Raw genomic sequence first — 26717 nt, 5'->3', positions numbered from 1 at the left:
GGCTCCCCTTCCACCGTGATTAGAACACGTTCTAGTCAATATAGCCCCGGCATGCCGATCCACACTCCGCACTTGAAAGTTCGTGGTACCTAAATCTATAGTGCGGAGATACGAATCAGCAGGTAGACCCGTGCGACCACGATCAGGAGCTCCGTGAGCATCGAGGCCCCCAGCCCTCTCCTCCCGCGCCGCAGGCCCCGCAAGGGCAGTCTCCGGACGGTCGCGCTCCTCGGACCCGCCTTCGTGGCCGCCATCGCGTACGTCGACCCCGGAAACGTGGCCGCCAACCTCACCGCGGGCGCGAAGTACGGGTACCTGCTCGTCTGGGTCCTGGTGCTCGCCAACGCCATGGCCGTGCTGGTGCAGTACCTGTCCGCCAAGCTCGGGCTGGTCACCGGCAAATCGCTGCCGGAGATGCTGGGCACACGCCTGCGGACCGGCAACCGCCGTGCGTTCTGGTTACAGGCGGAGGCGATGGCGGTCGCCACCGACCTCGCCGAGGTGATCGGCGGTGCGATCGCACTCAACCTCCTGTTCGGCGTTCCCCTCTTCGTCGGGGGCCTCATCACGGGCGTCGTGTCGATGGGCATCCTGTCGATCCAGAGCCGCCGCGGCCAGCGGACGTTCGAGTTCGTCGTGATGGGACTCCTCACGATCATCACCGTCGGGTTCCTCACCGGACTGGCGTTCACCGACGTGTCGGGCACGGAGGCACTCGCCGGTCTCGTGCCGCGGTTCGAGGGCACCGAGACGGTGCTGCTGGCCGCGAGCATGCTCGGCGCCACGGTGATGCCGCACGCCATCTACCTCCACAGCGCCCTCGCGCGCGACCGGCACGGCAACGACCTCGAAGGCCCGCGCCTCGCACGACTGCTGCGGGTCACGAAGTGGGACGTGGTCGGTGCGCTGATCGTGGCGGGTGCGGTGAACATCGGCATGCTGCTGCTCGCCGCCTCGGCCCTGCGCGGCATTCCCGGCACCGATTCGATCGACGGCGCCCACGCCGCCATCCAGAACTCACTCGGCCCCACCGTCGCGGTCATTTTCGCCGTGGGACTGCTGGCGTCCGGCCTGGCCTCCACGTCGATCGGCTGCGCGGCCGGATCCGAGATCATGTACGGCCTGCTGTCGATGCGGATCCCGCTGCTGCTGCGCCGGGTGGTCACGCTGATCCCAGCGCTCGTCGTGCTCGCGGTCGGCGTCGATCCGACGTTCGCGCTCGTCCTCAGCCAGGTGGTCCTGAGCCTGTGCATCCCGTTCGCCGTGATCCCGCTCGTGCGGATGACGTCGGCCCGCGACCTGATGGGAGTCCACCGCAACGCGGCGGCCACCACGGTCGCCGCCTGGGTGGCGGCGTCGCTGATCGTCGTGCTCAACGTGTCGCTGCTGTGGCTGACGTTCACGGGGTCGAACTGATCACTCGTGTCGCGGCGCCCCGGACACGACGCGTTCCAGGGCCTGCAGGTCCTCCGACAGCATCCGGAACATCCAGTAGGCCCCGAGGAACGCGAACACGCTGCCGACGCACAGCACGCGGAGCGCGACGATGACGCGGGGCAGATCCTCCGGGGGAATGAACGTGGCCCCCGCGATCCCGAGCAGCGGCACGGCGGCGGCCGCGGCGAGGAAGAACGTGCTGCGCCGCCCCAGCCGCTTCAGCATCCGGGCGTCCGACGCACTGATCTCGCCGTGCCGCAGAAACACCGGGTAGAGGCAGCGGACGGCGTAGAAGTTCACGAAGAAGAACGGGTAGACCACGGCGATCGCCCCGCAGACCAGCTGGGACGCGGTGAAGTGGACGACGGTGTTCCACGGGACCTCGCTGCCGCTCACCTCCAGCGTGATCGGCACGACGAGGCCGCTGACGATCCACAGCCCGAGGCAGAGCAGGGCGCACCGCTGACCGAGCAGCAGGGTGTCCTTGCGGGCGCGGGCGAGTTGAGCACCGGAGTACACCCGCCCCCGGCGCAGACCGGCCGCCACCACCGTCAGGTAGATCACCATCGACAGCGTGCCCGCGATCCCGATCAGGAACGCGATCGTGTAGTCGATCCGGGTGATGCGCTCGAAGTTCTCCTGCGCGCCGGGCGGCAGCTTGCTGATGATCAGGGTGCTGTTGTGGTGGTAGCTGTAGAGGATGGCCAGGAAGTTGGGAACGGCGATGGCCAGGAACATGATCGGGTGCGTCCACCGGCGCATCCGCAGGCGCCAGCTCCCCGGCGGAGGGTCGACCAGATCGCGGGCGTGCGCGTCGAGGCAGACGTCGAGTTGCTGGGCGAGTTCGGCGCCGGAGGAGTACCGATCCTTCGGTTCCGGGGCCAGCGAGGTGAGCAGCACCCGCCGCAGCGCGTTCGGGCAGTCGGCGGGCAGTTCGCCTGCGGCCGGTTCGTCGTGTCCCCGGCGCCGCGCGAGCATCGCGTCGAGGGTGGTGCGGTCGCCGGGCGGGTGGGAATGCAACTCGGCGTCGCTGTCGTCGAAAGGCCGTGCGCCGGTCAGCAACTCCCACAGGACGACGGCGAGCGAGTACAGGTCGCTGCGGGTGTCGAGGTCGGCGGGGGTGCCCGGCCGGTCCGGGTGGATCGCCTCGAGCTGTTCCGGTGACATGTACGCCAGCGAGCCGCCGAAGTAGGCGACCGGACTCGCCCCGGCGATGTTGCCGCTGAAACTGATGTTGAAGTCGGCCAGCTTCGGGACGCCCTCCGCCGTCAGCAGCACGTTGGCCGGCTTGACGTCGCGGTGCAGGACGCCGTGTTCGCCCGCGTAGTCGAGCGCCTGCGCCAGCCTCCGGCCGAGCCAGGCCACCGTCTCGGGCCACGTCAGCGTCGCGATCTCCTTGCGCACGCCGGATTCGCTGGGCCGAATCTCGCCCCGGCCCACCAGCGCACGGTCGATCGCGTCCAGCAGCACGGCGCCGCTGCGCGCCTCCGGCGGCGTTTCCCGCACCCGCCCGACCACGTCGAGCAGCGTGCCTCCCGGTACGTACTGCATGTACAGCAGTCGCAGATCGCGGCCTGCGAGAAGTCGCTGATCGAAGACCCGGACGATGTAGTCGTGGTCGAACTGGGCCAGGGTCTGCGGTTCGGTGCCGTGATCCTGAGAGATCTTCACGGCAACCATCCGTTGCAGCGACCGTTGCCGGGCCAGGAACACCCGCGCGAACGCGCCCCGGCCGAGACCGTTCACGAGATCGAAATCGTCGATCCGCTGGCCCACCTCCAGATCGTCGAGGGCGCCGGCATCCCCCGCCGACATCGTCGACGCCTGCTCCCCGCGGTGGAGCAGGGTGCTCTGGTACTCGCCGGTGCCGAGCAGTTCTTCGAGTTCGCCCGCCTGCGCCGGAAAGCTCAGCGTGTACTCGCTCGCCTCCACCGACTCGCCGCTGCGCCTCCGGATGTGGAACTCCTCGTACAGCAGGTCCGGCGGCAGCGGCCACCGCCGCAGTTCGGGCAGCTCCTCGCAGTATTGCGCCAGTAGTTTCGGGTGATCGCCGCGGAGCCAGCGGTTCTCCAGATCGACCTTGAGCAGTTCGATGAGCGTGACCCGGCGAAGTGCCGGAGAGGCGGGCAGATAGGCGACCAGATCGGGCGCGGACGACGAGGACTCCCAGGCACTGGCGAAGCGCGCGACGGCGTCGCCGACCGCCGTGTCCGACACCCAGGCCTGCTCGGAAGCGGCCGGTGAACCTCGCCGGGAGGGCATGAAAGCCATGGTAGCTGGCCATGCCCGTCCGACTACTGTAGTTCCGACACCGGGGTCGACGGGTCGATGGTGACGCCGATCCGCGTCAGATTGCCGTGCAGCACTTGCCAGATCGACACCTCGAGGAACTCCGCCAGTTCGTCGCTGCCGAGCGCCGACTGCGGGTTGCTCAGCCAGCGGTTGACGCTTGCATCGACGAGTCCGACCAATCCGAACGCCAGCGACTCGGCCAGATCGGAATTGCCGGCGACCGCGTCGAGCACCGTCGCGAGCAGGCCCGACAACTGGAGTGCGATCGCGGTCTTCGTGCCCGTCACGACGCGCGAGCCGGTGGTGCGCCTGCTCGGGGATCCGGTGCCGAGGAATTGGTGGAGGCGCGGGTATTCGACGATCCACCGCAGGTACGTCTCGACGGCCCGCGCGATCGCCTCACCCACGGTGCCCTCCGGCGTCAGCGTGGGTGCGAGGTCGGCCATCAGCCGCTCGATGATGCGTCCGCGCAACTGCTCGTCGAGGTCACCGCGATCGGTGAAGATCCGGTAGACCACCGACCGCGGCACGTCGGCGCGGTTCGCGATCTGCTGGACACCGACGTCGGGGCCGTTCTCGTTGATGGCATCCATCGCGGCTTCGAGAATCCGGCTGCGGCGTTCCGCCTTGTGGTCCTCCCAGCGCGTGGCGCGGCCGTCACCCTGGGGCGACGCGGCGGTTTCCACATTGTCCGGCATCGCTCATACGTTACCCATCCGACTGTTGACTTGGACAGGATGTCTCACATACTTTGGTGAGACAGGGTGTCACACACACATTTCTCCGGACTCAGGGAGCCGCAATGGGTAACAGGGTGTTCGTCGTCGGCGTCGGGATGACGAAGTTCGAGAAACCGGGTGCACGCGAGTGGGACTACCCCGACATGGCGCGGGAGGCAGGCGGACGGGCACTCGAGGACGCGGGCGTCGAGTACCGGCTCGTGGAGCAGGCGTACGTCGGATACGTGTACGGCGAGTCGACGTCGGGGCAGCGGGCCGTCTACGAACTCGGCCTCACCGGCCTTCCGATCGTCAACGTCAACAACAACTGTTCGACGGGATCGACCGCGCTCTTCCTCGCCACCCAGGCGGTCCGCAGCGGTCAGGTCGACTGCGCGCTCGCGCTGGGCTTCGAGAAGATGCAGGCCGGTTCGCTCGGGTCCACGTACGACGACCGGGAACAGCCGATGATGCGTCATCTCCTCGCGCTCGCCGAACTCCAGGAGTTCGCGATGCCGCCCGCCCCGTACATGTTCGGCGCCGCGGGCAAGGAACACATGGAACGGTTCGGGACCACGGCGGAACAGTTCGCGAAGATCGGCGTGAAGAATCACCGCCACTCACAGAACAACCCGTACGCCCAGTTCCAGGACGAGTACACGCTCGACGAGATCCTCGGCTCGAAGCCGATCTACGGGCCACTCACCAAACTGCAGTGCTCCCCCACCTCGGACGGCTCCGGTGCCGTCGTCGTGGTGAGCGAGAAGTTCGTCGACGAGCACGACCTCGCCGGGCAGGCCGTGGAGATCGTCGGCCAGTCCATGGTCACCGACCTCCCGAGCACTTTCGAGGACCGCAGCGCGATCAGCCTGGTCGGCGCGGACATGACCCGCACGGCCGCGGCCCGGGTGTACGACCAGGCCGGCATCGGACCGGACGACATCGACGTCATCGAACTCCACGACTGCTTCTCCACCAACGAACTGCTGACCTACGAGGCACTCGGCCTGTGCGGCGAGGGCGAGGGCGGCAAACTCGTCGACAACGACGACACCACGTACGGCGGGCGCTGGGTGGTCAACCCGTCCGGGGGCCTCATCTCCAAGGGGCACCCGCTCGGCGCCACCGGACTCGCGCAGTGCAGCGAACTCACCTGGCAACTCCGCGGGACGGCCGGCAAGCGTCAGGTCGAGGGCGCCGCGGTCGCCCTGCAGCACAACATCGGCCTCGGCGGCGCCGTCGTCGTCACCGCCTACCGCGCACTCTGAACCTTCTCTTCCACAAGTTCTTTCACCTCGAGCACCAGGAGTACACCATGGCTTCCGTTTCCGTCGCAGCGTCCCTTCCCGCCTCCCCCGACAAGGCGTGGGACGCACTGTCCAACCTGTCCCGCTGGGAGGAGTGGCTGACCATCCACCAATCCTGGAAGAGCGAGATCCCCACCGAGGTGGCACTCGGATCGAAGTTCACCGAGGTGGTCTCCGTGATGGGCATGGCCAACAAGATCGAGTGGACCGTCACCGAGGTGCAGGTGCCCGAGATGGTGAAGATCTCCGGCACCGGCATGGCCGGGGTGACCGTCGAATTCACCCTGAAGGTCGAACCCGACGGCGCCGGGTCCAAGGCGATCATCGACGCGAGCTTCACCGGCACGATGATCGTCGGCCCCATCGGCAAGGCCGTCGCCAAGAACGCCAAGGCGGATCTGGAGGCGTCCCTGGCCGGGTTCGCCGACATGGTCGGCTGACTCGCGTGACCACCCCCACAGTCGAATTCGACACGACCGGGCTCGGCGAGTGGACCGATCCGCAACGGTTCGAGGTCACCGCAGAGCGCATCGCCGAGTACGCCGCGGCCACCAATGATCCCATCGAACGCCACCTCGCCGGCGAGGTGGCGCCCCCGGTGTTCGCCGTGGTTCCCGCGTTCACGTCGATGGCACCGGCGGCACTGTCCGTCGCCCCCGTCGAACTGCTGATGAAACTCGTGCACGGCGAACAGGATTTCCACTTCCACCGCCCGATCCGGCCCGGCGACAACCTCGTGGTCCGCGCGAAGCCGATCGGATTCGAGGGCCGCGCGAACGGATCCACCGTCGTCGTCTACGTCGAAACCGCCACGGAAGAAGGCGAACTCGTCAACGAGCAGTGGATGACCGCGTTCTTCCGGAAGGTCGACGCGGGAGCCGGTCTCGGCGAACCGGCTCCCGCACACCGATTCGACGAGACCCTGCGCGTGCAGGCTCCCGTCGCGACGATCACCCAGCACATCGACGAAGACCAGACGTTCCGGTACTCGCCCGCCTCCGGTGATCCGATGCCGATCCACCTCGACGACGAGATCGCCCGGATGTCGGGTCTTCCCGGAATCATCAACCACGGCCTGTGCACCATGGCATTCACGTCGTGGGCGGCGCTCACCGAACTCGCCGACGGCCGGGTCGAACGCCTCCGCCGCCTCGCGGTGCGGTTCGCGAAACCCGTCCTGCCCGGACAGGACGTCGCCACGCAGTTCCATCAGATCGCCGAATCCACCGGCGGGGCGAAGTCGTACGCCTTCGAGACCAGCGTCGGCGACGAACTCGTCATCAAGGACGGCCTCGCCGTCATCGCGGACACCGAAAACTAGGAGCACGCACATGGGAACACTCGACGGACGGGTGGCGATCGTCACCGGCGCCGGCCGCGGAATCGGCCGGGAGCACGCACTGCTCTTCGCCCGCGAGGGGGCCGCCGTGGTCGTCAACGACCTCGGCGGTGCGAACGACGGCACCGGCGCGGATTCCGGCCCGGCGCAGCAGGTGGTCGACGAGATCGTCGCCGCGGGCGGCAGGGCGGTCGCGAACACCGACAACGTCGCGTCCTGGGACGGCGCCGAAGCCCTCGTCGGCCAGGCGGTGCGCGAGTTCGGACGGCTCGACGTCCTCGTCAACAACGCCGGCATCCTGCGGGACGCCTTCATCGCGGGCATGACCGAAAGCCAGTGGGACGCCGTCATCGCCGTGCACCTCAAGGGCCACGCCGCCACGCTGCACCACGCGGCCGCGTACTGGAAGGCACGGACCAAGGCGGGTGAGACGGTCACCGCGTCCGTGATCAACACCGCGTCGGCGTCGGGGACGTTCATGCCCAACGCCGGCCAGGGCAACTACGGCGCCGCGAAGGCCGGTATCGCCGCACTCACCCTGGTCGCCGCGGACGAACTCGAGCGCTACGGCGTCCGGGTCAACGCGATCGCCCCGATCGCCCGCACCCGGCTCACGCTGGCCACCCCCGGCATGGGCGCGCTGTTCGCCGAGGAGGTGCCGGAGGGCGAGTTCGACGCGTTCAGCCCGGCCAACATCTCCCCGCTCGTCGCGCGGCTGGCCGACGCGAACTGCAAGATCACCGGCAAGGTGTTCGCCGTGCAGGGCGGGGCCATCTCCGAACTCGCCGGCTGGCACGACGTCACGACCATCGAGAGCGACGGCCCGTGGACCGTCGCCGACCTCGCCGACCGGCTCGGCTGAAGGGGCCCGACATGGCCAAGAACACCTATGAACTCGGGCTCGGGCTGACCGAGGAGCACCGGGCGCTCGCCGAGTCGGTCCGCGCCTTCGCCGAACGCACCATCACGTCCGATCACGTCCGCGCCGCGGTCGAGTCCAAGGGCGAGGACAAGTTCCCGCCGTTCTGGGAGGCGCTCGCCGGCCAGGACCTGCTGGGGCTGCACGTCCCCGAGGACAAGGGCGGCCACGGCGCCGGTCTCCTCACGCTGGCGGTGGCGCTCGAGGCGCTCGGACGCACCGCCGCCCCGGGCCCGTTCGTCCCGACCGCGTTGTCCGCCGCCCTCGTGGCCGCCGCGGATTCCAAGGTCGGCATCGAACTGATGCCGGGTCTTCTCGATGGAACCCGCACCGCCGCAGTCGCACTCGGCCGCCCACTCTCGGCATCGGCACACGAAAGCGGATACCGTGTCACCGGTGTCGCGGACGCCGTCCTCGGCGGCGAACACGCCGACACCGTGCTTCTCCCGATCACCGTGGGCGACGACGTCCGCTGGGCGGTCGTCGACTCCGCCGACGTCACGATCACGGTGCAGGACAGCATCGACGTGCTCCGCGGTTCGGCACGGATCACAGCCGACGACGTCCGGGTGGGTTCCGACCGGATCCTCGACGGGCTCACCGAGCAGCGCGTCCGGTCCCTCGCCACCGTCGTCCTCGGTGCGGAGGCGATCGGCGTGATGTCCTGGTGCGTGTCCACCGCGTCCGAGTACGCGAAGACCCGAGTGCAGTTCGGGCGTCCGATCGGCCAGTTCCAGGGTGTCAAGCACAAGTGCGCGCACATGGGGATCGCCCTGGAGAAGGCGCGCGCGGTGCTGTGGGACGCCGCGTGCGCCCTCGACAGCGGTGACGACACCGCCGATTTCGCCGCGGACATCGCCGCCGTCGTCGTCCCGGATGCCGCGGTGCAGTGCGCGCAGGACTGCATCCAGGTCCACGGCGGCATCGGATTCACCTGGGAGCACGACGCGCACCTGTACTACCGGCGCGCACTGGCGATCCGAGGGCTCCTCGGCACCCGGGAGGAACGGGCGGGCCGCGTGGCCGACCAGTGCCTCGCCGGCACCGCCCGCACGTCCGAACTGGAACTGCCGGACGAGGCCGAGACGATCCGCACCGAGGTGCGGGCGGCACTCGCCCCACTGGCCGGCCTCGACGAGGACGAGCAGTTGATCGCACTCGGCGACGGCGGCTGGGTGCAGCCGCACCTGCCGAAGCCGTACGGGCGCAGCGGGTCCCCGCTCGAGCAGATCGTCATCGCCCAGGAGATCAAGACGGCGGGCATCCCGATGCCGCAGTTGCTGATGGGCGGCTGGGCGGTGCAGGCCGTCGTGGCCCACGGCACCGACGCGCAGAAGCGGGACCTCGCCATTCCCACGCTGCGCGGAGACCTGGTGTGGTGCCAGCTGTTCAGCGAGCCGGGGGCCGGCTCCGACCTCGCGTCGCTGACCACGAAGGCCGAGAAGGTCGACGGCGGCTGGAAGGTGACCGGGCAGAAGATCTGGACCACGGTCGCGCAGTTCTCCGACTGGGCGATGCTGATCGCCCGCACCGACCCGGCCAAGCCGAAACACGAAGGCATCACGTACTTCGTGCTGGACATGTCGACGCCGGGGGTGACCGTCCGGCCGCTGCGCGAGATGACCGGGTCCGCCCTGTTCAACGAGGTCTTCCTCGACGACGTGTTCATTCCGGACGAGAACGTGGTCGGGGACGTGAACGACGGCTGGAACGTGGCACGCACGACCCTCGCCGGCGAGCGGGTGGCGCTGAGCCAGAAGATGGAGGCCTACGCCACCGACAAGGATCTGCTGCAGTTCGCCCGCGGCCGGGACCTCGGCCCGCTGGGCCGCTTCCGCGTCGGCGAACTGGTCGCCGAGAGCCAGGCCGTCGACCTCATCGGCTCCCGCATCGTGCTGAAGCAGCTGTCGGGGACCGACGTGAGCACCACGTCGAGCGTCGGGAAGCTGCTGGGGATGGGGCTCGGACAGGCGATCGCGGAGTTCGTCGTCGCCGAACTCGGGGCGGCGGGCGCCGTCAGCATTCCGGGTGAGCCGAGTGGCAAGGCGATGGAGCAGTTGATCGCGGGCCGCGCCACCACCATCTACGGCGGCACGACCGAGGTGCAGCTCAACGTGATCGGCGAACGCATGCTCGGACTGCCCCGCGATGCGCAGGGGGTGTCGTGACCCGCGGGCCGCTGAGCGGGCTGACCGTCGTCGAGATGGCGAGCCTCGCGCCCGCTCCGTTCGGGTGCATGATCCTCGCCGATCTCGGCGCGGACGTGATCCGCGTGGAGCGGGCAGGCGACGGCGGCAGCGGGCTGATGGCGCCGTCGGGTGTGCTCGACCGCGGGCGACGGTCGATCGCCGTGGACCTGCGGACCCCGGAGGGACTGGATGCGGTGCTGCGACTCGTCGACGGAGCCGACATCCTCGTCGAGGGTTTCCGTCCCGGCGTCGCGGAACGCCTGGGCATCGGTCCCGACGACTGCCTGTCCCGCAACCCCGGCGTGATCTACGGGCGGATGACGGGCTGGGGTCAGGACGGGCCCCTCGCACCGCGGGCCGGGCACGACATCAACTACATCGCGCTCGCGGGCGCGCTCGACCCCATCGGGCGGGCCGGCGAGCGGCCGGTACCGCCGCTGAATCTGTTGGGCGACTTCGGCGGCGGCGGACTGATGCTGACGATGGGGATCCTGGCCGCGCTGCACGAGCGCACGCGGTCGGGCCGTGGTCAGGTGGTGGACGCGTCCATGGTCGACGGCGCGGCGCTGCTGACGGCGTTCGTCCACGGGATGAACGCCGCCGGGCTGTGGCAGGAGGGTCGCGGGCAGAACGTCCTGGACGGGGCCGCCGCGTTCTACGACACGTACGAGTGCGCCGACGGCCTGCACGTGGCGGTCGGGTGCGTCGAACCGCACTTCTACGGGGAACTCCTCGACGTGCTCGGGCTGTCGGGCGAGGATCTGCCGTTGCAGTACGACCTCGATGCGGCGCCGGAGCTGAAGGCGCAGCTCGCGGACGTGTTCGCGACCCGTCCGCGGGACGAATGGGCGGCGCTGTTCGCCGATTCCGACGCGTGCGTGTCGCCCGTCCTCTCGCCGTGGGAGGCGCACGAGCATCCCCACAACAAGGAGCGGGAGACGTTCGTCGAGGTGGGCGGCATCCGCCAGCCCGCACCGGCGCCGCGCTTCAGCCGCACCCCGGCGCCGGTGCCCCGGCCGGCGCCGCGGCCGGGGCAGGACACCGACGCGATCCTCGCGCGGGCGGGCTACGACGCGGCGGCCATCGAGAGACTGCGCTCGGCGGGCGCCGTCGAATAGGCGACGGGACCTATCCGCGATCGGTGCCCGGTGGGAAGCCACCGGTCGCGATGGGTCCCCATTCGTCGATGGTGATCCGGATCAGGCTCTTGTTCTGCTTGCGCATGGCGTCGCGGTACTCGTCCCAGTCGGGATGCTCGCCGGAGATGCCGCGGAAGTACTGCACCAGCGGCTCGAGTGCGTCGGGCAGGTCCAGCACCTCGGCCGTCCCGTCGACCTGCACGTAGGCGCCGTTGAACTCGTCGGACAGCACGCACACGCTCACGGCGGGGTCGTGGCGCACGTTCGCGGCCTTGGCTCGCTGCGGGTAGGTGGAGACGACGATCCGCCCCTCCTCGTCGAGTCCGGCCGTGACCGGGGAGATCTGCAGGCCTCCGGAACGCTTCCGGGTGATCAGGACGACGCGATGCCGGGGCCGGATGAAGTCGAGCAACTCTTCCCGCGTGACACGATCTGCGGTGGCGACTGCCATGGTGCACCTCTCCTCTGCTGCGGTGGTCCTTGCTGAAGTCACCCTATGCCCGGGGCAGTCCTCAGACGTCTGAGGACTGTGCTAGCGTCGCCCCCATGCCCGGACGTCCCACCCTCCGTAGCGGACCGCTGGTCCCCCAGCTCGAGGAACTCCTCACTGCCCGGATCCGGGACGGCGAGTGGACGCTCGGCAGCCGCATCCCCAGCGAGGCCGAACTGGCCACCGAACTGGGCGTCGGCCGGTCCTCCGTCCGCGAGGCCGTTCGGCTGCTCGCCCGCGACGGCCTGCTCGACGTGCGGCACGGCGTCGGCACGTTCGTCGCCGAGCCCCCCACGAGCGGTGCGGGCCTCGGGAAGCTGCTGCGCCGTGCCCGTCTGCTCGAGGTCTACGAGGTGCGGCGCGCCCTCGAGATCGAGGCCGCGCGGCTCGCCGCGGAACGCGCGCGCCCCGAGGACCTCCGGCGGCTGCGAGAGCAGTTGTCCACCCGGCACGACAGCACCACCGCGTCGACCGCCGTGTTCGTCGCCGCCGACCTCGACTTCCACGCCGCGATCCTCGAGATCGCCGGCAACTCCATCCTGTCCGCCCTGTTCGATTCGATCCGGCCGCTCCTCGTCGACGCGCTGGCCGAACTCGTCGACCACGAACCGGGACGGCCCGACACGAGCTGCGCCCACGACGATCTGGTGCGCGCACTGGAGACCGGCGACGCCGAGGCGGCCGTCGCCGCCACCGCCGCCAACCTCGACCCGACCATGTCGATTCTGCGGAAAGGCGGAACTCAGTGACCATCCCGGATTCGGTCGTCAGCATCGAACACGTCGACCTCGTGCGGAGCGGACGGTATCTGCTCAGCGACATCAGCCTCCGCATCGAACGCGGACAGCACTGGGTGCTGCTCGGCGCGAACGGTGCAGGCAAGAGCACGATGCTGAGCATGCTCGGCGCGATCGCGCACCCGACGCGCGGCACGGTCCGCGTCCTCGGCCATCAGCTGGGCCGGGTCGACATGCGCGAGTTGCGCGCCCACATCGGGCACGTGAACCCGCGATACCGGATCGACGCGCCGCTGACGGTGCGCGAAGTCGTGCTCACGGGTCTGACCAATACACCCGATTTCGTGCCGCGGTGGTCGCCGTCCGCGGAGCAGATCGCCCGCGCCGACGAACTGATCGCCTCGCTCGGCATGCAGAAGCACGCGGACGCCCGGTGGCCCAACCTGTCCCAGGGTGAGCGCGGCCGCGCCCTGATCGCCCGCGCCCTGATGGCGGAGCCGCAGCTCCTCCTGCTCGACGAGCCCGCCACCGGACTGGATCTCGCTGCGCGAGAACAACTCCTCACCGCGCTCGACGAACTGCGCGAGACATACCCGAGCCTCGCCAGCATCCTCGTCACCCACCATCTCGAGGAAATCCCCACCACCACGACCCACGCCGTCCTCATCCGCGACGGCCGGGTGATCGCGCAGGGCGACGTCGTGGACGTTCTCACCACCGGCAACATCAGCGAATGCTTCGACCACCCCATCGAGATCACCCGCAGTCGTGGCCGGTGGGTCGCACAGACGCGGATCCCCGAGCCGGTCGGCTAGCCGCTGACGCGCCACATTCGCACGGACATTGGTCGAATTCCCGTGCAATTGCGCGTGATTCCGGCAAATCCGTCGGCAAACACCGCGAGGGGTCTCGGCTAGGACCCCGACCGATCGCACGAGCCGACGGGATGCGCGGCCAGCAGCTCCTTCGCGTGGCTGTGGGCGGCGTTGTACTCGTACCACTCCGACTCGCCCCGGACCTGCCGGTCGAGTCGATAGAGGGCGCAGGACCGTTCGGGTTCGGGCAACCGGTCGAGGGCGGGGACGGCGTCGACGGACAGCGAGCCGAGGTAGCTCACGTCGATTCGCCCGGTCTCGCCGAACCGCTCCACGCTCTTGCGGGCCACGTACGCGTCCGGGTCGATCGCGGCGACCAGCAACACCCCGCCCACCGCGGAGGCGAGGACGGCGCGGGGCAGCCACCGCCCCGACAACCGCACGCCCGCCGCGATCAGCAGCACGAACACCAACCCCAGCCACAGTTCGGTCGCGAGCACCGTCACCCGCAGCCGCGTGTACCCGTACTGGCTCTCGTACAACGACATCCGGTGGATCGCCGACGCGACGACGACCAGCGACAACACGCAGAGCAGTCCGAGCAGCACCCGCACCAGCACCCGGTCCGCGACTTCCACCCGCGACGCCTTGCGGACCGCGACCGCGATCACCAGCAGTGTCAGCGCGGTCACCGCCAGCAACTGCCAGAACCCCTGTCGCGCATACTCGGCGTACGTCAGGTCCGCCGTGGTCAGCACGTGCGTGTTCCCGCCGAACAGCACCGTCAGCTGCACCACGACGAATCCGAGGAACAGCAGATCGAGCAGTGCCAGCGGAATCGCCCACTCCCACCGGGCAACCGGGCGTCCCGGTCCGGGGGCGAGTGCGTCGACTCGGGGTGTGCGCCGCAGCAGGTACGCGGCCCCCAGGGTCCCGCCGCACACCAGGACGCCGAGCACGAACCGCCCGAATGGATTCGACACGTGGACGGTCGGTGCGGCCCGGCCGAGCAATGCGGCGAAACCGGCGTCCGCGCCGGCGAACAGCGAACCGAACACCAGCAGCAGAGCCACGGTCACGGCGGCGACCCCGACCACCCGGCCCACCGGCACCGTCCCGGTCGCGTGCCACCGTCGCGCGCCACGGCGCGTCCAGCGCACCACCCGCAGCGGGGTGAACCACAACGCGAACGACCCGGCCACCAGCCCCGTCCACGTGCGTCCGCCGACGATGGCGAATGATCCGACGACCCAGCTCAACGCCGCACAGACGGCGGCGAGCCACCCGGCACCGCGCACACCGAGCACGGCCAGCAGGGCGAGAGCGCCGAGGATCGCGGCGGCCTGCGTGGCCGTCGGCATCGTCCTGCGCGTCGCGAAGACCGCGGCGGCCACCGCGGCACCGGTCACGACGTAGCCGAGACCGACCACCGTGACCTGCAGGGTCAGGGCCGCGACGAAACCCGCCGCCACCGCCGCGAGAACGATCGGGCGCGGCGCCATCGACGTCCGATCGCGGCGCCAGGCCCGTCTCGGCCAGAAGTCGCGTCGTGTGGGCGGTGCGGGTTGCGGGGGTGCGATGGTCATGGTTTCCTCCCTGGTCGTCGCTGCCGGATGAAGGCAGGCGTCATCGCGGGACGTCGTGTCCCGGTTGTGAAGCTGTGGTCAGGCGGCGGGCAGAGTCACCCGGATGCGGCAGCCCTCGGCCGTGTCGAGCACCTCGATGTGGCCGTCGTGGAGATCCACCGCCCAGCGAGCGATGGCGAGGCCGAGGCCCGTCCCGCCGTCGGTGGAGCCGCCGCGGGTGAACCGCTCGAACACCCGGGACCGCTCACCGGGCGCGATACCGGGCCCGTCGTCCTCCACCTCGAGGACAACGCCGCCGGCGGCCGGCCGGGCACGGACCACCACCTCCGTGTGGGCGGGTCCGTGCCGGAACGCGTTGTCCACGAGATTCGCCACCACCTGGTGCAGTCGTGCGGTGTCCGCGTCGGCGCGCAGGTGCGGCGGCTGCACGTCGACGGTAACCCGCCGGGGGTCCTCCGACTGCCGCACCACGTCGTCGAGGAATTCGCGGACCGGAAAGATCTCCCGCTCGAGTTGCACCGCACCGCCTTCCACCCGCGACAGGTCCAGCAGCTCGGCGACGAGGCGGCCGAGTCGCTCGGTCTGATCGAGCGCCACCCGCATCCGGGCCGGGTCGGGTTCCTCCACCCCGTCGACGACGTTCTCGAGCAGTGCCTGCAAAGCGGAAATCGGGGTGCGCAGTTCGTGCGAGACGTTGCCGATCAGTTCGCGGCGATACCGATCGGCGGCCTCGAGATCCTCCGCCATCTGGTTGAATGCGCGGGCCAGTTCACCGATCTCGTCACGCGACGTCGACCGCACCCGGCGCGAATAGTCGCCGGTCGCCATCGCACGGGCGGCGTCCGTCATCGACCGCAGCGGAGACGTCATCCCGTGCGCGAGGATCTGCGTCACGGCCAGCGACACCAGCAACGCCAGGACGAGCGCATAGCGGAACGGCCAGCGGGCCGTCACCCAGAACATCAGCGAGGCGAAGAACAGCGCGGCCACGACGAGAAGACCGGTCTTCACCTTGAACGAGCGCAGCGGATCGAGAGGTCGGGGCATCCTGTCGAAGATCCGGCCCGCGGTCACCGCTGCACGTCCAATGCGTAGCCGACTCCGTGCACGGTGCGGATCAGGTCGCCGCCGAGTTTCCGGCGCAGCGCCTTCACGTGACTGTCGACGGTCCGGCTACCGGCCCCGTCACCCCACCCCCACACCTCGGCGAGCAGCGATTCCCGCGCTATCGCCGCCCGCGGCCGGGACGCGAAGTATGCGAGCAGGTCGAATTCGGTTCGTGTCAGATGAATCTCGTCGGCTCCGCGCCGGACCCGGCGCTCGACGAGGTCCACCTCGAGGTCGCCGACCGCCAGGCCGCCCCGTTCTGCAGGCACGGCCTCGTGCGCGCGATCGGCCCGCCGCAGCAGCGCGTGCACCCGCGCCACCAGTACCCGCATGCTGAACGGCTTGCTCAGGTAGTCGTCGGCACCCACGCCGAGGCCGATCAGCATGTCCGTTTCGTCGGCGCGCGCGGTGAGCATCAGCACCGGTACGGGCCGCGACGCCTGGACGCGTCGGCAGACCTCGAGACCGTCGAATCCGGGCAGCATCACGTCCAGCACCAGCACGTCGGGTGACGAGGCCGCGCACACCGTGACGGCGGCGGGACCGTCCGACGCCGTCACGACGTCGAAACCCTCTGCACGCAACCGCGCCGCGACCGCCTCGCGGATCGTCGCCTCGTCGTCGACCACGAGCACTCTTCGCTGGTCCATTCCCCGACTGTATTGCGCACACGTGCGTATCCCGGGCAGAGCCTGTGAAGATTCTGTGCAGGTTTGCCCGCGAATCCACCGCGGGGTGGTGGATACACACCCTGGGGTGCCTGCCGAAAGCCCCGGATCCGGCGCAAGGTTGGTCTATCAGCCCAGCTGGGAACCACAAACGCACCGGAGGCACCCCATCGTCCACACCGCAACCCGCATCGCGATCGGCGCAACCGCCGCCCTCACGTTCTCCCTCGCAGGAGCCGCAGTGATCGTTCTTGCCGGTGGACACACCGAGGGGGCTCCCACCCCGAGCCAGGAAAGGAGCATCTCGCAGCAACCGGCGCCGGCACCGGCGACGCCCCCGAGCCGGATCGTCGTCGCGGACCCCGGTTATTCGGTGGAACACGTGAACCCTGTCGAACCCGTCATTCCTGTCGAACCGGGGAGCCCTGAGTACCCGGGGACCCCGGTGTACCCCGGCTACACGGCCGAGACCGAAGCGGCCGCGCCGGGACCGGAGGTCGTGCCGCCGGCACCGCCCGTCGAACAGCAGCCGGTCGCCGAGCAGCCGGTCGTCGTCCACCCGCCCGTCGTCGCAGACCCGCCCGTCGTCGCAGACCCGCCCGTCGTCGCAGATCCGCCCGTCGTCGACCCCGTCGTTCCGCCGAAGGGTCCGTTCGACGGACCGGGCCAGGTCGAGCCGGGCGTGCTCGACCCCGAAACAAATCCATTACCCGTCGGCGGCGGCCCGAAGCCCGCCCCGCCCGTGGTCCCGCAGGCACCCGGCGGAGTCGGTCCCGTCGACGGCGGAACCGTCGTCGGTCCCTGATCACTTTAGGAAAGTTCCCGCCATGTCCTACACCAAGTCCCGCATCGCGATCGGCGCCGGCGCGGCGTTCGTCCTCTCCGTCGTCGGCGCGGCCGGAATCGCCGTGGCCGGCGGAACCGCATCGCCGGCCGCCGACGTGAGTGTCTCCGAACAGCACCGCGACGCGGATCCGGGGTCCACCCCGCTACCGGTCTTCACTCCCCCGGCACTGCACACCCCGGCGCAGCAACAGCCCGGGTCATTCGACACCGCGGCGGTGGACCCGTTCGAGCCGGCCCCCTGGCGGTCATGAGGACTCCACCTCGACATCTTCAGGCGCCTTGTCGTTTCGGAGCCCACGCCAGCTGGGGTGCCGCAGTCTTCGCGAGCCGGTCCAGTCCATGAACCGCACCTCCGCGACCAGGGTGGGGGTCACCCACACGGCCCCCTTGCGGTCGGCGGTGGGCAGGTCTTCGACGAACGGGGAGGTGTCGGTTTCGAGCGGTCCCAGGGTGGCTGCGAGTTCCTGCAGATCCCGTTCGGTGAAGCCGGTTCCGACGCGTCCGATATAGCGCAGCCCCTCGTCCTCGGGGACGCCGAGCAGCACCGAACCGATTCCGCTGGACCGCCCGCCCTGGCCGCGGCGCCACCCGCCGATCACGGCTTCCTGTGTGCGCCAGTTCTTCACCTTGATCCAGCTCGACCCCCGCTTGCCCGGCAGGTACACGGATTCGCGGCGTTTGGCCACCACACCCTCCCACCCCTTGCGACGGCTCTCGTCCAGGGCTTCCTGCGCGGACCCGTGCAGTTGCGGGGGAACGACGAGGTCGTCCACCTTGGCTGCCAGCGCCTCGAGGACGCGGCGCCGATCGGTGTACTTCTTGCGCAGCAACGACACTCCGTCGAGGTACAGCACGTCGAACGCGAGGAAGTGCGGCTCGTTGCCCTGCTGCAACAGGCCGAAGTTCGCGACACCCCGCTCGTCGAACGCGACCACTTCACCGTCGAGGACCACCTCGTGATCTTCGAGAGAATCTGCCAGCCAACCCAATTGCGCGTAGTCCCGGGTCTTGTCGTTACCCGCGCGGCTCGTCATCTTCAGTTCGCCGCCACTGATCTCGGCGATCACCCTGATGCCGTCCCACTTCCCTTCGAAAGCCCACTCGTCGGCGCCGAGGCCGTCGAGGGTGCCGGGGCTCGCGAGCATCGGCGACAACCCGCGCGGCAGCTCCGACGACCGCGACCCGCCCGGGGACTGGTCCTTCATCAGGTGCATCAGCCACTGGTCGCCCTTCGTGCGGATCAGCGCGAACCGGCCCTCCACCTGCTCACCGTGCAGCTGGACGATCACCTCGTCGTCCCGCCACTTCTCCGTGTCGTAGGTTCCCGTGTCCCAGATCGTCATCTGGCCGCCGCCGTACTCACCCTTGGGGATGCTCCCGGAGAACGTGAGGTATTCGAGCGGATGATCCTCGGTGTGCACGGCCAGGCGATTCTCCCCCGTCGTCGTCGGCACGTTCTTCGGCACCGCCCACGACACGAGGACGCCGTCCCGTTCGAGCCGCAGGTCGTAGTGGAGGCGCCGGGCGTGATGTTCCTGGATGACGAAGCTGTTGCCCGCCCCCGGCTGCACCGTGTGCGGCATCGGCTCGGGTGTCCGTCCGGGATCACGCTTGCGGCGGTACTCGGCGAGGGCGGTGTCGTCCTCGATCGGCGGATCGAGTCCGGCGAGCAGGTCGCCGTCCGACTCCCACCGTTCGAGCACTTCCTCGAACCTCAGCTGTCGTAGGCCGGGGTCGTCGAGTTCGTCCCAGCTCCGCGGCGCCGCGACGTACGGCTCGGAGCGCCCGCGCAGCGAGTACGGGGCGATGGTGGTCTTGGACGGATTGTTCTGACTCCAGTCGACGAATACCTTGCCCGCGCGCACCGACTTGGCCATGGTCGCGGTGACGAGTTCGGGACGCAGCTTCTCCAGCCCCGTCGCCACCTGTTTCGCGACGGTCGACGCGCCCGAACCGTCCAGTTTCCGGTCGAGCGGCACGTACAGGTGAATACCCTTGCTGCCGCTGGTGACCGGGTACGCGGTCCAGCCGAGGTTCGCGACCAGGTCGCGCACGGCCCGCGCCACCTCCGCGCATTCGACGAGGCCCACACCGGGGCCGGGGTCGAGGTCGAAGACGATGCGGGTCGCCGGACCCCGGTGCGACCCGTCGAACCGCCACTGCGGCACGTGCAGTTCGAGTGCGGCCTGCTGTCCCGCCCACACGAGGGCCGCGACCGAGTTCAGAAGCGGGTAGTGCACCGAACGGTCCGAGTGCTCGAGTGCGCGACGCTCCAGCCACCCCGGCGCGGAGGCCGCGAGGTTCTTCTCGAAGAACGGCTCGCTGTCCACCCCGTTGGGCCAGCGTTTGCGGGTGGCGGGACGGTCCACGACGTGCGGCAGCATGGCCGGGGCGATCCGCGAGTAGTAGTCGATCACCTCGCCCTTCACGGTGCCCGACTCCGGGTAGAGCACCTTGCCGAGGTTGGTCAGAGACAGGCGATGCCCGTCGACGGTCAGTTGCCGAGTTCCCGCAGTGGCCACGCGCACCTCCCTCCGCCCATACATACATATTGTGCGCCGCGCGGCCGCTTCGCTGGCCGGATCGCCACCCGCCAGGCAAGATGACGGGGTGCACCGAGGTCCTAAGACAGCCGTCGCCGCGATGTCCGCTGCACTGACATTGCTCGCCGGATCCTGCTCCACCGACACCACGTCGCAGGTCGACGCGCAGGCCGAGGCGTCGACGATTCCCGAAGCGTTCACCAAACTTCCGTCCACCCGTGCGGTCGGCGACTGCGCCCCGGGCAGCGGCGCCACCGCGCACGACGGTGTGGTCACCGTCGCCACCGACAGTCCGTCGTACCGGCCGTGGTTCGTCGACGGCGACCCGTCCAACGGCAAGGGCTACGAGGGCGCCGTGGCGCGGGAGGTGACCGCGAAACTGGGATACGGTCCGGACCAGGTGCAATTCGAGACCGTCGACTTCAACGCCGCGCTGGCGGCCGGCGAGAAGGATTTCGACTTCGCCATCGACCAGTTCACGATCGTCGACACCCGCCGTGAGACGGTCGATTTCAGTTCCCCGTATTACGCCGTCACGCAGTCGGTGCTGGCGCTGAAGAACTCGCCTGCGGCGCGCGCCAGGTCGCTGGCGGACCTCGCGCCGTTCCGCCTCGGTGCGCAGGTGGGATCCACGAGTTTCGACGCCATCGCGCAGACGGTGCAACCGCGCCAGGCACCGGTCAGTTTCGCCACCACCGACGACGCCAAGGCCGCCCTCGCCGCGGGCGACATCGACGCGCTGGTGGTGGACATCCCGACCGGGTTTCAGATCACCTCCAACGAGGTGAAGGACAGCGTCCTCGTCGGACAGTTCCCGCGCCCGAACGCCGTCACCGAATTCTTCGGCCTCGTGCTGGAGAAGAACAGCCCGCTCACCGCGTGCGTCTCCGCGGCCGTCGATTCGCTCTACGCCGACGGGACGCTGGACGCGCTTGCCGCCGAGTGGATCACCGACACCGGCGGCGCGCACGTCCTCGATTGATCAGCCGTAGAGCTCGACGAAGGTCTGCAGGGACTTCTCGATGTCGCCCTTCAGTGCCTTCGCCACTCCCGAGCCGATGGGCCCGAAGAGGGGTGCGCCACCCAGTTCGATGGTGAACGCCACCTCGGAGGCGTCGCCCTTCGCCGTCACGTCGAGCACCAGTCCGAGCTTCACGCCTCCCTTGCCGTCACCCTTCAGGACGATGCGGTTCGGGGCGTCGTACTCCTTGATCGTCCACTTCACGCGGTTGCGGAGCCCTTTGACCGTGACCACGGAACTGATCTCGGTTCCGGCAGTGAGAGTCTCGGGCAGTTCGCCGCGCCAGCCGTCGTGGACCACGAACCACTTGTCGAAGTCCCGCAGATTCGAGGCCTTGTCCCAGGTGTCCTGAGGGGTGAGTGGAACATCGGTCTTGACCGTCAGTTTCGCCATGTGGGGCAGCCTAACGGCCCGTGAGTACTTGTTGACCGCGGGCGGTTGACAAGTACTCACAGGCCGAAGGCATTAGTGCGACACGGCCTTCTCCACACCGACACCGGTGAGCGAGCGGACCTCCATCTCGGCCTGCTTCGCCGGATCCTCCGCCTTGCCGCGACCGAGGTAGGTGCCGGCGATGCCGAGCACGAACGCCAGCGGGATGGAGACGATGCCCGGGTTGGCGAGTGGGAAGAAGTCGAAGTCGGCGTTCGGGAACATCGACGACGGCTTACCGGACACGGCCGGGGAGAACACGATCAGCAGGAGGCAGCTGATCAGGCCGCCGTAGATGCTGAACAGGGCGCCGGTCGTGTTGAACTTCTTCCAGAACAGCGAGTACAGCAGCGTCGGCAGGTTCGCCGACGCGGCCACCGCGAAGGCGAGCGCCACCAGGAAGGCGATGTTCTGGCCCATGGCGAGGATGCCGAGGACGATCGACACGAGGCCGATCACCACGACCGTGATCCGGGAGACCCGCACCTGGGACTCCTCCGACGCATGTCCGCGCTTGATGACGCTGGCGTAGATGTCGTGGGCGAACGACGCCGACGCCGTGATCGCCAGCCCCGCCACCACTGCGAGGATGGTCGCGAACGCCACCGCGGAGATGATCGCCAGGAAGATGGTGCCGCCCAGTTCGAACGCGAGCAGCGGTGCCGCCGCGTTCTCCTTGCCGGGTGCGGCGAGGATGACGTCGGGGCCGACCATCTTGGCGGCGCCGTAGCCGAGGACGAGCGTGAACAGGTAGAACGCGCCGATCAGTCCGATCGCCCAGGTCACCGAGCGGCGGGCTTCCTTGGCGGTGGGGACGGTGTAGAACCGCATCAGCACGTGCGGCAGGCCCGCGGTGCCGAGGACCAGTGCGATGCCGAGCGAGATGAAGTCGAGCTTGCTCATCGCGCTGATGCCGTACTTGGCGCCGGGAGCCAGGATGTCGCGGCCGGCGATCGCCTCGTTCGTCGAGCCGGCGACCGTCGCCTGCGCGCCGGCGAGCAGCTGGGAGAAGTTGCCGCGCACCGCGAACAGGACGAGGAAGAACATGACGCCTGCGCCCGCGACCAGCAGCACCGCCTTGACCATCTGCACGTACGTCGTGCCCTTCATGCCGCCCACGAGGACGTAGACGATCATCAGCACCCCGACGACGGCGACCACGACGCCCTGACCGACCTTGCCGTCGATGTTCAGCAGCAGCGCGACGAGCCCGCCCGCGCCGGCCATCTGTGCGAGCAGATAGAACAGCGAGACCACCAGCGTGGACAGCGCCGCCGCCATCCGCACGGGACGCTGCTTCAGCCGGAAGCTCAGCACGTCCGCCATCGTGAACCGGCCGGTGTTGCGCAGCAGTTCCGCGACCAGCAGCAGCGCCACCAGCCAGGCGACGAGGAAGCCGACGGAGTACAGGAAGCCGTCGTAGCCGTACACCGCGATGGCGCCGGCGATGCCGAGGAACGACGCCGCCGACAGGTAGTCGCCCGCGATGGCGAAACCGTTCTGCGGTCCGGAGAACTGGCCGCCGCCGGTGTAGAAGTCGGAGGCCTTCTTGGTGGTACGGCTCGCACGGATCACGATGGTCATGGTGATCACGACGAACGCCACGAAGATGGCGATGTTGAGGAGCGGGTTGCCGACGTCGGTGGCTGCGGCGAGTGTGGTGGTCACTGGAGCGGTCCTTCCAGCTCTTCGCGGATCGCGGCGGAGCGGGGATCGAGTTCCCGGTTGGCGAACTTGACGTACAGCGCAGTGATCACGAACGTGGTCACGAACTGGCCGAGACCGAGGATGATGCCCAGGTTGACGTTGCCGATCACCTTGGTGGCCATGAACTCGGGGGCGTATGTGGCGAGCAGGACGTAGGCCGCGTACCAGGCGAGGAAGAATGCCGTCATCGGGAAGACGAAACTGCGCAGGCGGTGTCGCAACTCCTGGAACTCCGGGCTCGCCTGCATGTCTACGAAGGCTTGCGCATCAGGGGCGCGCCGCTTCTGCGGTGCGCCCTCACTGAGGTCGGCTGTGGTCACTGCAGACTCCTTGGTCGTGTGAAGTGAACTGATTGCCGACGTTAGTGAGAGGTGAGTCACAGAAACAGGCTGTGGCGGCTGTCACACGGCGAGCTGCCGGACTGTGCGGCGAACGGTCACCCGACCGCGACAAGCGGCTCCGCCCTGTGCGCCTTTCTGGTTGCCACAGCTACCAAAAAGGCTCACGGGGAGCGGAGCTCCCCCTCGCGGTCGGAGCCCACATCGAGCCGCTCGGGGGCGTGCATGCGGGTGAAGATCCGGCTGAGGTCGGCGGGGATCTGACGCTTCGTCGCCTTGCTGACCAGCACCATCGTGACGAAGGCCAGGGGGACGCTGACCGCCGCCGGGTACGCGACCATCGCGGCGGGCCAGCCGTTCCAGGCGTCGACGGTGAGGCCCCCGAACACCGACACCCCGGCCGCGCATCCGGCGACGAGTCCGCCCGCCACCATGCCGGCGCCGGCGCCGGCCGCGGTGAGTCCGCGCCACCAGATGCCGAGCACGAGCAGCGGGCAGAGGGTCGACGCCGCGACCGCGAACACCAGCCCCACCGTGCGCGACAGGTCCAGCGACGTCACCGCCAGCGACAGCGCCAGCGGCACCGCACCGGCGAGGACGGCGGCGATCCGGAAGTCCCGGATCCGGCCGCGCAGGACGTCGGTGCTCAGTACCCCGGCGATGCTGACGAGCAGGCCGGACGACGTGGACAGGAACGCGGCGATCGCCCCGGACGCGACCAGCGCGGCGAGGAGTTGCCCGGCCCACCCGGAGAAGACGGAGCCGGGCAGCAGCAGGACCGCGGCGTCGGACGTGCCCGTGATGAGCAGTTGCGGCACGTACAGCCGCGCGAACACCCCGAGCAGCGTCGGGAACAGGTAGAACACGCCGAGCAGCCCGACCACCGCGAGCGACGTCAGCCGGGCGGCCCGGCCGTCGGGGTTGGTGTAGAACCGGACCAGCACGTGCGGCAGCCCGAGGGTGCCGAGGAAGGTGGCGAGGATCAGCGAGTACACCTGGTACATGGGGTGTTCGCCGCCGAATCCCCAGCCGGGGGCGATCCAGTCGGAGTTGTCGGCGGGTGCGCCCGCGACCACGGGAACGGGTGCCCCGGCTTCCAGGGTCATCGTGGTGCCCGCGCCGAGGTGGTGTTCGCCCGGTTCGAGCCGAATGTCACCGGTCGCGGGGGCGCCGTCGATGGTCCCCGACCCGCCGACGGTCACCGGTTCGGACACCTGCACGACGACGTCGGTGGTGATGTCGACGGTGGTCTGCTCGCCGACGGTGGGTGGCGCGGCGGCGCCCAGTTCGTGGTGATCGCCGAAGAAGTACACCGACAGCGCCAGAGCCGGGATCGCGACCGCGGTGAGTTTCAGCCAGTACTGGAAGGCCTGGACGAACGTGATCGACCGCATGCCGCCGCCGACGACGTTGGCGATGACGATGAGCCCGACGACGACGGCCCCGACCCAGCTGGGCACGCCGAGCAGGATGTTCAGGGTCAGTCCTGCGCCCTGGAGTTGCGGGACGAGGTACAGGGCGCAGACGGCGGCGACGACGAGCATGGCAAGGGTGCGGAGCCGGCGGGACCCGAGCCGGAACTCGGCGAAGTCGGGCACCGTGTAGGCGCCGGACCGGCGCAGCGGTGCGGCGACGAACAGCAGCAGCCCGAGGTAGCCGGCGGTGAACCCGATCGGGTACCAGAGGGCGTCCGCACCGTATTTCGCGATGAGGCCCGCGACACCGAGAAAGGATGCGGCGGAAAGGTACTCGCCGGAGATGGCGGCGGCGTTCCACCGCGGCCCGACGCTGCGGGACGCGACGAGGAAGTCGGAGGTGGTGCGCGCCAACCGCACTCCGTAGATGCCGATGGCCACCGTCGCGACCGCGGCGGCGGCGAGCCCGGCCAGGGTCAGCCAGGGAACGGGTTGGTCGGTGGGCACGGGACGCTCAGTCGTCCACCAGGTCGGTGAATTCCTGCTCGTTGCGCTCGGCCTGCCGCACGTAGATCCAGCCGGTGGTCAGCAGCACCGGGTACACGAGTGCCCCGAGGACCACCCACGGCAGCCGGATTCCGAGCACCGACACGTTCGACAACGCCGGGAACAGGAACATCACGAGCGGCACCGCGCACAGCAGGCACGCCGCGAGGAGCGCCAGCCGGATCGCGAGCACGAGTTGGGTGCGGACGAGTCCGCGGATCATCGCGTCCCCGACCGCGGTCTGTTCCTGCACTTCGACGCGGGTGCGGACGATGCGCGCGCCGCGCCGCCGAGCGAGGACGACCCGCACCCGCTCGGGCGAGCTCATCGCGCCGTCCACGTCTGTTTCGGCGCCCGGACCAGCCGGTCCTTGAGCATCCGGGTGTGCCTGCGGCTGACCGGCAGTTCGACGGGCGGATGGTCGCCGTGGGCGCGGAGGCACACGACCAGTCCGGTCCCGACGGTCCGGATCCCGGTGACCCGCGGCAGCGCGACGAGGTACGAGCGGTGCACCCGCAGGAACCCGGCGTCCGCCCACCGCGTCTCCAGCGCCGAGATGGGGATGCGGACGAGGTGGGAGCCGTCCGCGGTGTGCAGGCGCGCGTAGTCGCCGTCCGCTTCGACCCATTCGACGGAGGATCGGTGCACGAGGGTGGTGATGCCGCCGAGTTCGACGGGGATGACCTCGTCGGTGGAGGCGGGCGGCCCGGCGTCGAGGCGCCTGCGCCGCCCCTCGACGATGCGGCGCACCGACTCCGCGAGCCGCTCCTCGCGCAGCGGTTTGAGGAGATAGTCCACGGCGCCGAGGTCGAATGCGGCGACGGCCCGGTCGTCGTGGGCGGTCACGAACACCACCTGCGGCGGGGACGCGAAGTTCGCGAGGATCCCGGCCAGCTCGAGGCCGTCGAGTCCGGGCATGTTGATGTCGAGGAAGACGGCGTCGACGTCGCCGTCCCGGAGGATGCGCAGCGCCGTGGTGGCGTCGCCGGCGGTTCGGATCTCCCCGACCGCGTCCTGGGCGCGCAGCAGGAACGCCAGCTCGTCGAGGGCGGGTTTCTCGTCGTCGACGGCCAGCACGGTGAGGGGTGCGTCCGGAGACCTGTCGTCAGTGTGGTTCACAACGAC

General features: G+C 69.4%; 25 protein-coding genes. 12 read left to right on the top strand and 13 right to left on the bottom strand.

All coding sequences use genetic code 11. The annotated features are described in order from the left end of the window. The first annotated feature begins 153 nt into the window (after window positions 1-153). Window positions 154-1416: an Nramp family divalent metal transporter gene (locus tag ROP_RS25475; RefSeq protein ID WP_015888882.1), complete on the top strand. Its 1263-nt coding sequence runs from the start codon at window positions 154-156 to the stop codon at window positions 1414-1416. Here the strand turns inward: ROP_RS25475 and ROP_RS25470 are convergent, their stop codons facing one another. Together ROP_RS25470 and ROP_RS25465 are read right to left on the bottom strand one after the other, a co-directional pair. Beyond that, window positions 1417-3708 (bottom strand): serine/threonine-protein kinase, encoded by a 2292-nt coding sequence (locus ROP_RS25470; RefSeq protein ID WP_015888881.1) that lies wholly within the window; start codon window positions 3706-3708, stop codon window positions 1417-1419. Between the two features lie 23 nt (window positions 3709-3731). After that, window positions 3732-4427, bottom strand: coding sequence for a TetR/AcrR family transcriptional regulator (locus tag ROP_RS25465; RefSeq protein WP_015888880.1), 696 nt, complete (start codon window positions 4425-4427; stop codon window positions 3732-3734). Between the two features lie 104 nt (window positions 4428-4531). Here ROP_RS25465 and ROP_RS25460 point away from each other — a divergent pair, with 104 nt between their 5' ends. Genes ROP_RS25460 through ROP_RS25435 form a run of 6 tightly spaced genes read left to right on the top strand, consistent with a single transcriptional unit; the run spans window position 4532 to window position 11320 of the window. Then, window positions 4532-5716 carry a lipid-transfer protein gene (locus ROP_RS25460; RefSeq protein ID WP_015888879.1) on the top strand — a complete coding sequence of 395 codons (1185 nt, stop codon included), beginning with the start codon at window positions 4532-4534 and terminating at the stop codon, window positions 5714-5716. 47 nt (window positions 5717-5763) lie between these two features. Next, a complete protein-coding gene (locus ROP_RS25455) occupies window positions 5764-6195 on the top strand; it encodes a type II toxin-antitoxin system Rv0910 family toxin (protein ID WP_015888878.1) in 432 nt (143 codons plus the stop codon). Window positions 6196-6200: 5 nt separating this feature from the next. Further along, complete coding sequence (locus ROP_RS25450) at window positions 6201-7076, top strand: MaoC/PaaZ C-terminal domain-containing protein (RefSeq protein ID WP_015888877.1); 876 nt, start codon at window positions 6201-6203, stop codon at window positions 7074-7076. A 10-nt stretch (window positions 7077-7086) separates the two neighbouring features. Then, entirely contained in the window at window positions 7087-7956 is an 870-nt protein-coding gene (locus ROP_RS25445; RefSeq protein WP_015888876.1) for an SDR family oxidoreductase, read from the top strand. Between the two features lie 11 nt (window positions 7957-7967). Continuing rightward, complete coding sequence (locus ROP_RS25440; RefSeq protein WP_015888875.1) at window positions 7968-10181, top strand: acyl-CoA dehydrogenase; 2214 nt, start codon at window positions 7968-7970, stop codon at window positions 10179-10181. Continuing rightward, the gene (locus tag ROP_RS25435; protein WP_015888874.1) at window positions 10178-11320 is read left to right on the top strand and encodes a CaiB/BaiF CoA transferase family protein; all 1143 of its coding nucleotides are present in this window, start codon (window positions 10178-10180) and stop codon (window positions 11318-11320) included. The genes ROP_RS25440 and ROP_RS25435 overlap by 4 nt, the downstream gene beginning before the upstream one ends. 10 nt (window positions 11321-11330) lie before the next feature. On the opposite strand, the gene ROP_RS25430 is transcribed toward ROP_RS25435, so the two are convergent. Beyond that, window positions 11331-11792 carry a PPOX class F420-dependent oxidoreductase gene (locus ROP_RS25430; protein WP_015888873.1) on the bottom strand — a complete coding sequence of 154 codons (462 nt, stop codon included), beginning with the start codon at window positions 11790-11792 and terminating at the stop codon, window positions 11331-11333. A gap of 95 nt (window positions 11793-11887) precedes the next feature. On the opposite strand from ROP_RS25430, the gene ROP_RS25425 reads away from it, so the two are divergent. Further along, entirely contained in the window at window positions 11888-12580 is a 693-nt protein-coding gene (locus ROP_RS25425; protein ID WP_015888872.1) for a FadR/GntR family transcriptional regulator, read from the top strand. After that, window positions 12577-13383 (top strand): ABC transporter ATP-binding protein, encoded by an 807-nt coding sequence (locus ROP_RS25420; RefSeq protein ID WP_015888871.1) that lies wholly within the window; start codon window positions 12577-12579, stop codon window positions 13381-13383. Before ROP_RS25425 ends, ROP_RS25420 begins: the two co-directional genes overlap by 4 nt. A 98-nt stretch (window positions 13384-13481) precedes the next feature. Here the strand turns inward: ROP_RS25420 and ROP_RS25415 are convergent, their stop codons facing one another. The 3 genes from ROP_RS25415 to ROP_RS25405 all read right to left on the bottom strand — a co-directional run bounded on the left by ROP_RS25415 (window position 13482) and on the right by ROP_RS25405 (window position 16726). Continuing rightward, complete coding sequence (locus ROP_RS25415) at window positions 13482-14969, bottom strand: DUF4153 domain-containing protein (RefSeq protein WP_015888870.1); 1488 nt, start codon at window positions 14967-14969, stop codon at window positions 13482-13484. Between the two features lie 78 nt (window positions 14970-15047). After that, window positions 15048-16016 (bottom strand): HAMP domain-containing sensor histidine kinase, encoded by a 969-nt coding sequence (locus ROP_RS25410; RefSeq protein WP_043826799.1) that lies wholly within the window; start codon window positions 16014-16016, stop codon window positions 15048-15050. Window positions 16017-16039: 23 nt separating this feature from the next. Beyond that, window positions 16040-16726: a response regulator transcription factor gene (locus ROP_RS25405; protein ID WP_015888868.1), complete on the bottom strand. Its 687-nt coding sequence runs from the start codon at window positions 16724-16726 to the stop codon at window positions 16040-16042. Between the two features lie 106 nt (window positions 16727-16832). Between ROP_RS25405 and ROP_RS25400 the strand changes: the two genes are divergently transcribed. Further along, the gene (locus tag ROP_RS25400; protein WP_231868981.1) at window positions 16833-17549 is read left to right on the top strand and encodes a hypothetical protein; all 717 of its coding nucleotides are present in this window, start codon (window positions 16833-16835) and stop codon (window positions 17547-17549) included. A gap of 22 nt (window positions 17550-17571) precedes the next feature. Further along, a complete protein-coding gene (locus ROP_RS25395; protein ID WP_015888866.1) occupies window positions 17572-17841 on the top strand; it encodes a hypothetical protein in 270 nt (89 codons plus the stop codon). On the opposite strand, the gene ROP_RS25390 is transcribed toward ROP_RS25395, so the two are convergent. Beyond that, window positions 17836-20136, bottom strand: coding sequence for an ATP-dependent DNA ligase (locus tag ROP_RS25390; RefSeq protein WP_043825303.1), 2301 nt, complete (start codon window positions 20134-20136; stop codon window positions 17836-17838). The two genes, ROP_RS25395 and ROP_RS25390, sit on opposite strands and share 6 nt — an antisense overlap. 97 nt (window positions 20137-20233) lie before the next feature. On the opposite strand from ROP_RS25390, the gene ROP_RS25385 reads away from it, so the two are divergent. Beyond that, on the top strand, window positions 20234-21115 hold the full coding sequence (locus tag ROP_RS25385) for a transporter substrate-binding domain-containing protein (RefSeq protein ID WP_015888864.1): 882 nt from the start codon (window positions 20234-20236) through the stop codon (window positions 21113-21115). On the opposite strand, the gene ROP_RS25380 is transcribed toward ROP_RS25385, so the two are convergent. The 6 genes from ROP_RS25380 to ROP_RS25355 form a co-directional block, all read right to left on the bottom strand. Beyond that, entirely contained in the window at window positions 21116-21547 is a 432-nt protein-coding gene (locus ROP_RS25380; RefSeq protein WP_015888863.1) for a type II toxin-antitoxin system Rv0910 family toxin, read from the bottom strand. Between the two features lie 72 nt (window positions 21548-21619). Further along, window positions 21620-23254, bottom strand: coding sequence for a solute symporter family protein (locus tag ROP_RS25375; RefSeq protein WP_015888862.1), 1635 nt, complete (start codon window positions 23252-23254; stop codon window positions 21620-21622). Beyond that, entirely contained in the window at window positions 23251-23613 is a 363-nt protein-coding gene (locus ROP_RS25370) for a DUF485 domain-containing protein (protein ID WP_015888861.1), read from the bottom strand. Before ROP_RS25370 ends, ROP_RS25375 begins: the two co-directional genes overlap by 4 nt. 182 nt (window positions 23614-23795) lie before the next feature. Then, window positions 23796-25553 carry a cation acetate symporter gene (locus ROP_RS25365; RefSeq protein WP_015888860.1) on the bottom strand — a complete coding sequence of 586 codons (1758 nt, stop codon included), beginning with the start codon at window positions 25551-25553 and terminating at the stop codon, window positions 23796-23798. Between the two features lie 7 nt (window positions 25554-25560). After that, window positions 25561-25920, bottom strand: coding sequence for a cofactor assembly of complex C subunit B (locus tag ROP_RS25360; RefSeq protein ID WP_015888859.1), 360 nt, complete (start codon window positions 25918-25920; stop codon window positions 25561-25563). After that, complete coding sequence (locus ROP_RS25355; protein ID WP_015888858.1) at window positions 25917-26711, bottom strand: LytR/AlgR family response regulator transcription factor; 795 nt, start codon at window positions 26709-26711, stop codon at window positions 25917-25919. Before ROP_RS25355 ends, ROP_RS25360 begins: the two co-directional genes overlap by 4 nt. Window positions 26712-26717 lie beyond the last annotated feature (6 nt).

Origin of the sequence: Rhodococcus opacus B4, from assembly GCF_000010805.1 — a bacterium.
GTDB lineage: Bacteria > Actinomycetota > Actinomycetes > Mycobacteriales > Mycobacteriaceae > Rhodococcus_F > Rhodococcus_F opacus_C.
Note: the sequence above shows the minus strand (reverse complement) of the source record. Positions and strands in the feature narration are given on the sequence as shown.

Coding starts and splice junctions, on each gene's coding strand:
- ROP_RS25380 (WP_015888863.1), bottom strand. CDS start 21,547: ATGGCGAAACTGACGGTCAAGACCGATGTTCCACTCACCCCTCAGGAC.
- ROP_RS25445 (WP_015888876.1), top strand. CDS start 7,087: ATGGGAACACTCGACGGACGGGTGGCGATCGTCACCGGCGCCGGCCGC.
- ROP_RS25470 (WP_015888881.1), bottom strand. CDS start 3,708: ATGGCTTTCATGCCCTCCCGGCGAGGTTCACCGGCCGCTTCCGAGCAG.
- ROP_RS25440 (WP_015888875.1), top strand. CDS start 7,968: ATGGCCAAGAACACCTATGAACTCGGGCTCGGGCTGACCGAGGAGCAC.
- ROP_RS25415 (WP_015888870.1), bottom strand. CDS start 14,969: ATGACCATCGCACCCCCGCAACCCGCACCGCCCACACGACGCGACTTC.
- ROP_RS25455 (WP_015888878.1), top strand. CDS start 5,764: ATGGCTTCCGTTTCCGTCGCAGCGTCCCTTCCCGCCTCCCCCGACAAG.
- ROP_RS25465 (WP_015888880.1), bottom strand. CDS start 4,427: ATGCCGGACAATGTGGAAACCGCCGCGTCGCCCCAGGGTGACGGCCGC.
- ROP_RS25390 (WP_043825303.1), bottom strand. CDS start 20,136: ATGTATGGGCGGAGGGAGGTGCGCGTGGCCACTGCGGGAACTCGGCAA.
- ROP_RS25410 (WP_043826799.1), bottom strand. CDS start 16,016: ATGCCCCGACCTCTCGATCCGCTGCGCTCGTTCAAGGTGAAGACCGGT.
- ROP_RS25360 (WP_015888859.1), bottom strand. CDS start 25,920: ATGAGCTCGCCCGAGCGGGTGCGGGTCGTCCTCGCTCGGCGGCGCGGC.
- ROP_RS25460 (WP_015888879.1), top strand. CDS start 4,532: ATGGGTAACAGGGTGTTCGTCGTCGGCGTCGGGATGACGAAGTTCGAG.
- ROP_RS25425 (WP_015888872.1), top strand. CDS start 11,888: ATGCCCGGACGTCCCACCCTCCGTAGCGGACCGCTGGTCCCCCAGCTC.
- ROP_RS25395 (WP_015888866.1), top strand. CDS start 17,572: ATGTCCTACACCAAGTCCCGCATCGCGATCGGCGCCGGCGCGGCGTTC.
- ROP_RS25430 (WP_015888873.1), bottom strand. CDS start 11,792: ATGGCAGTCGCCACCGCAGATCGTGTCACGCGGGAAGAGTTGCTCGAC.
- ROP_RS25385 (WP_015888864.1), top strand. CDS start 20,234: ATGTCCGCTGCACTGACATTGCTCGCCGGATCCTGCTCCACCGACACC.
- ROP_RS25405 (WP_015888868.1), bottom strand. CDS start 16,726: ATGGACCAGCGAAGAGTGCTCGTGGTCGACGACGAGGCGACGATCCGC.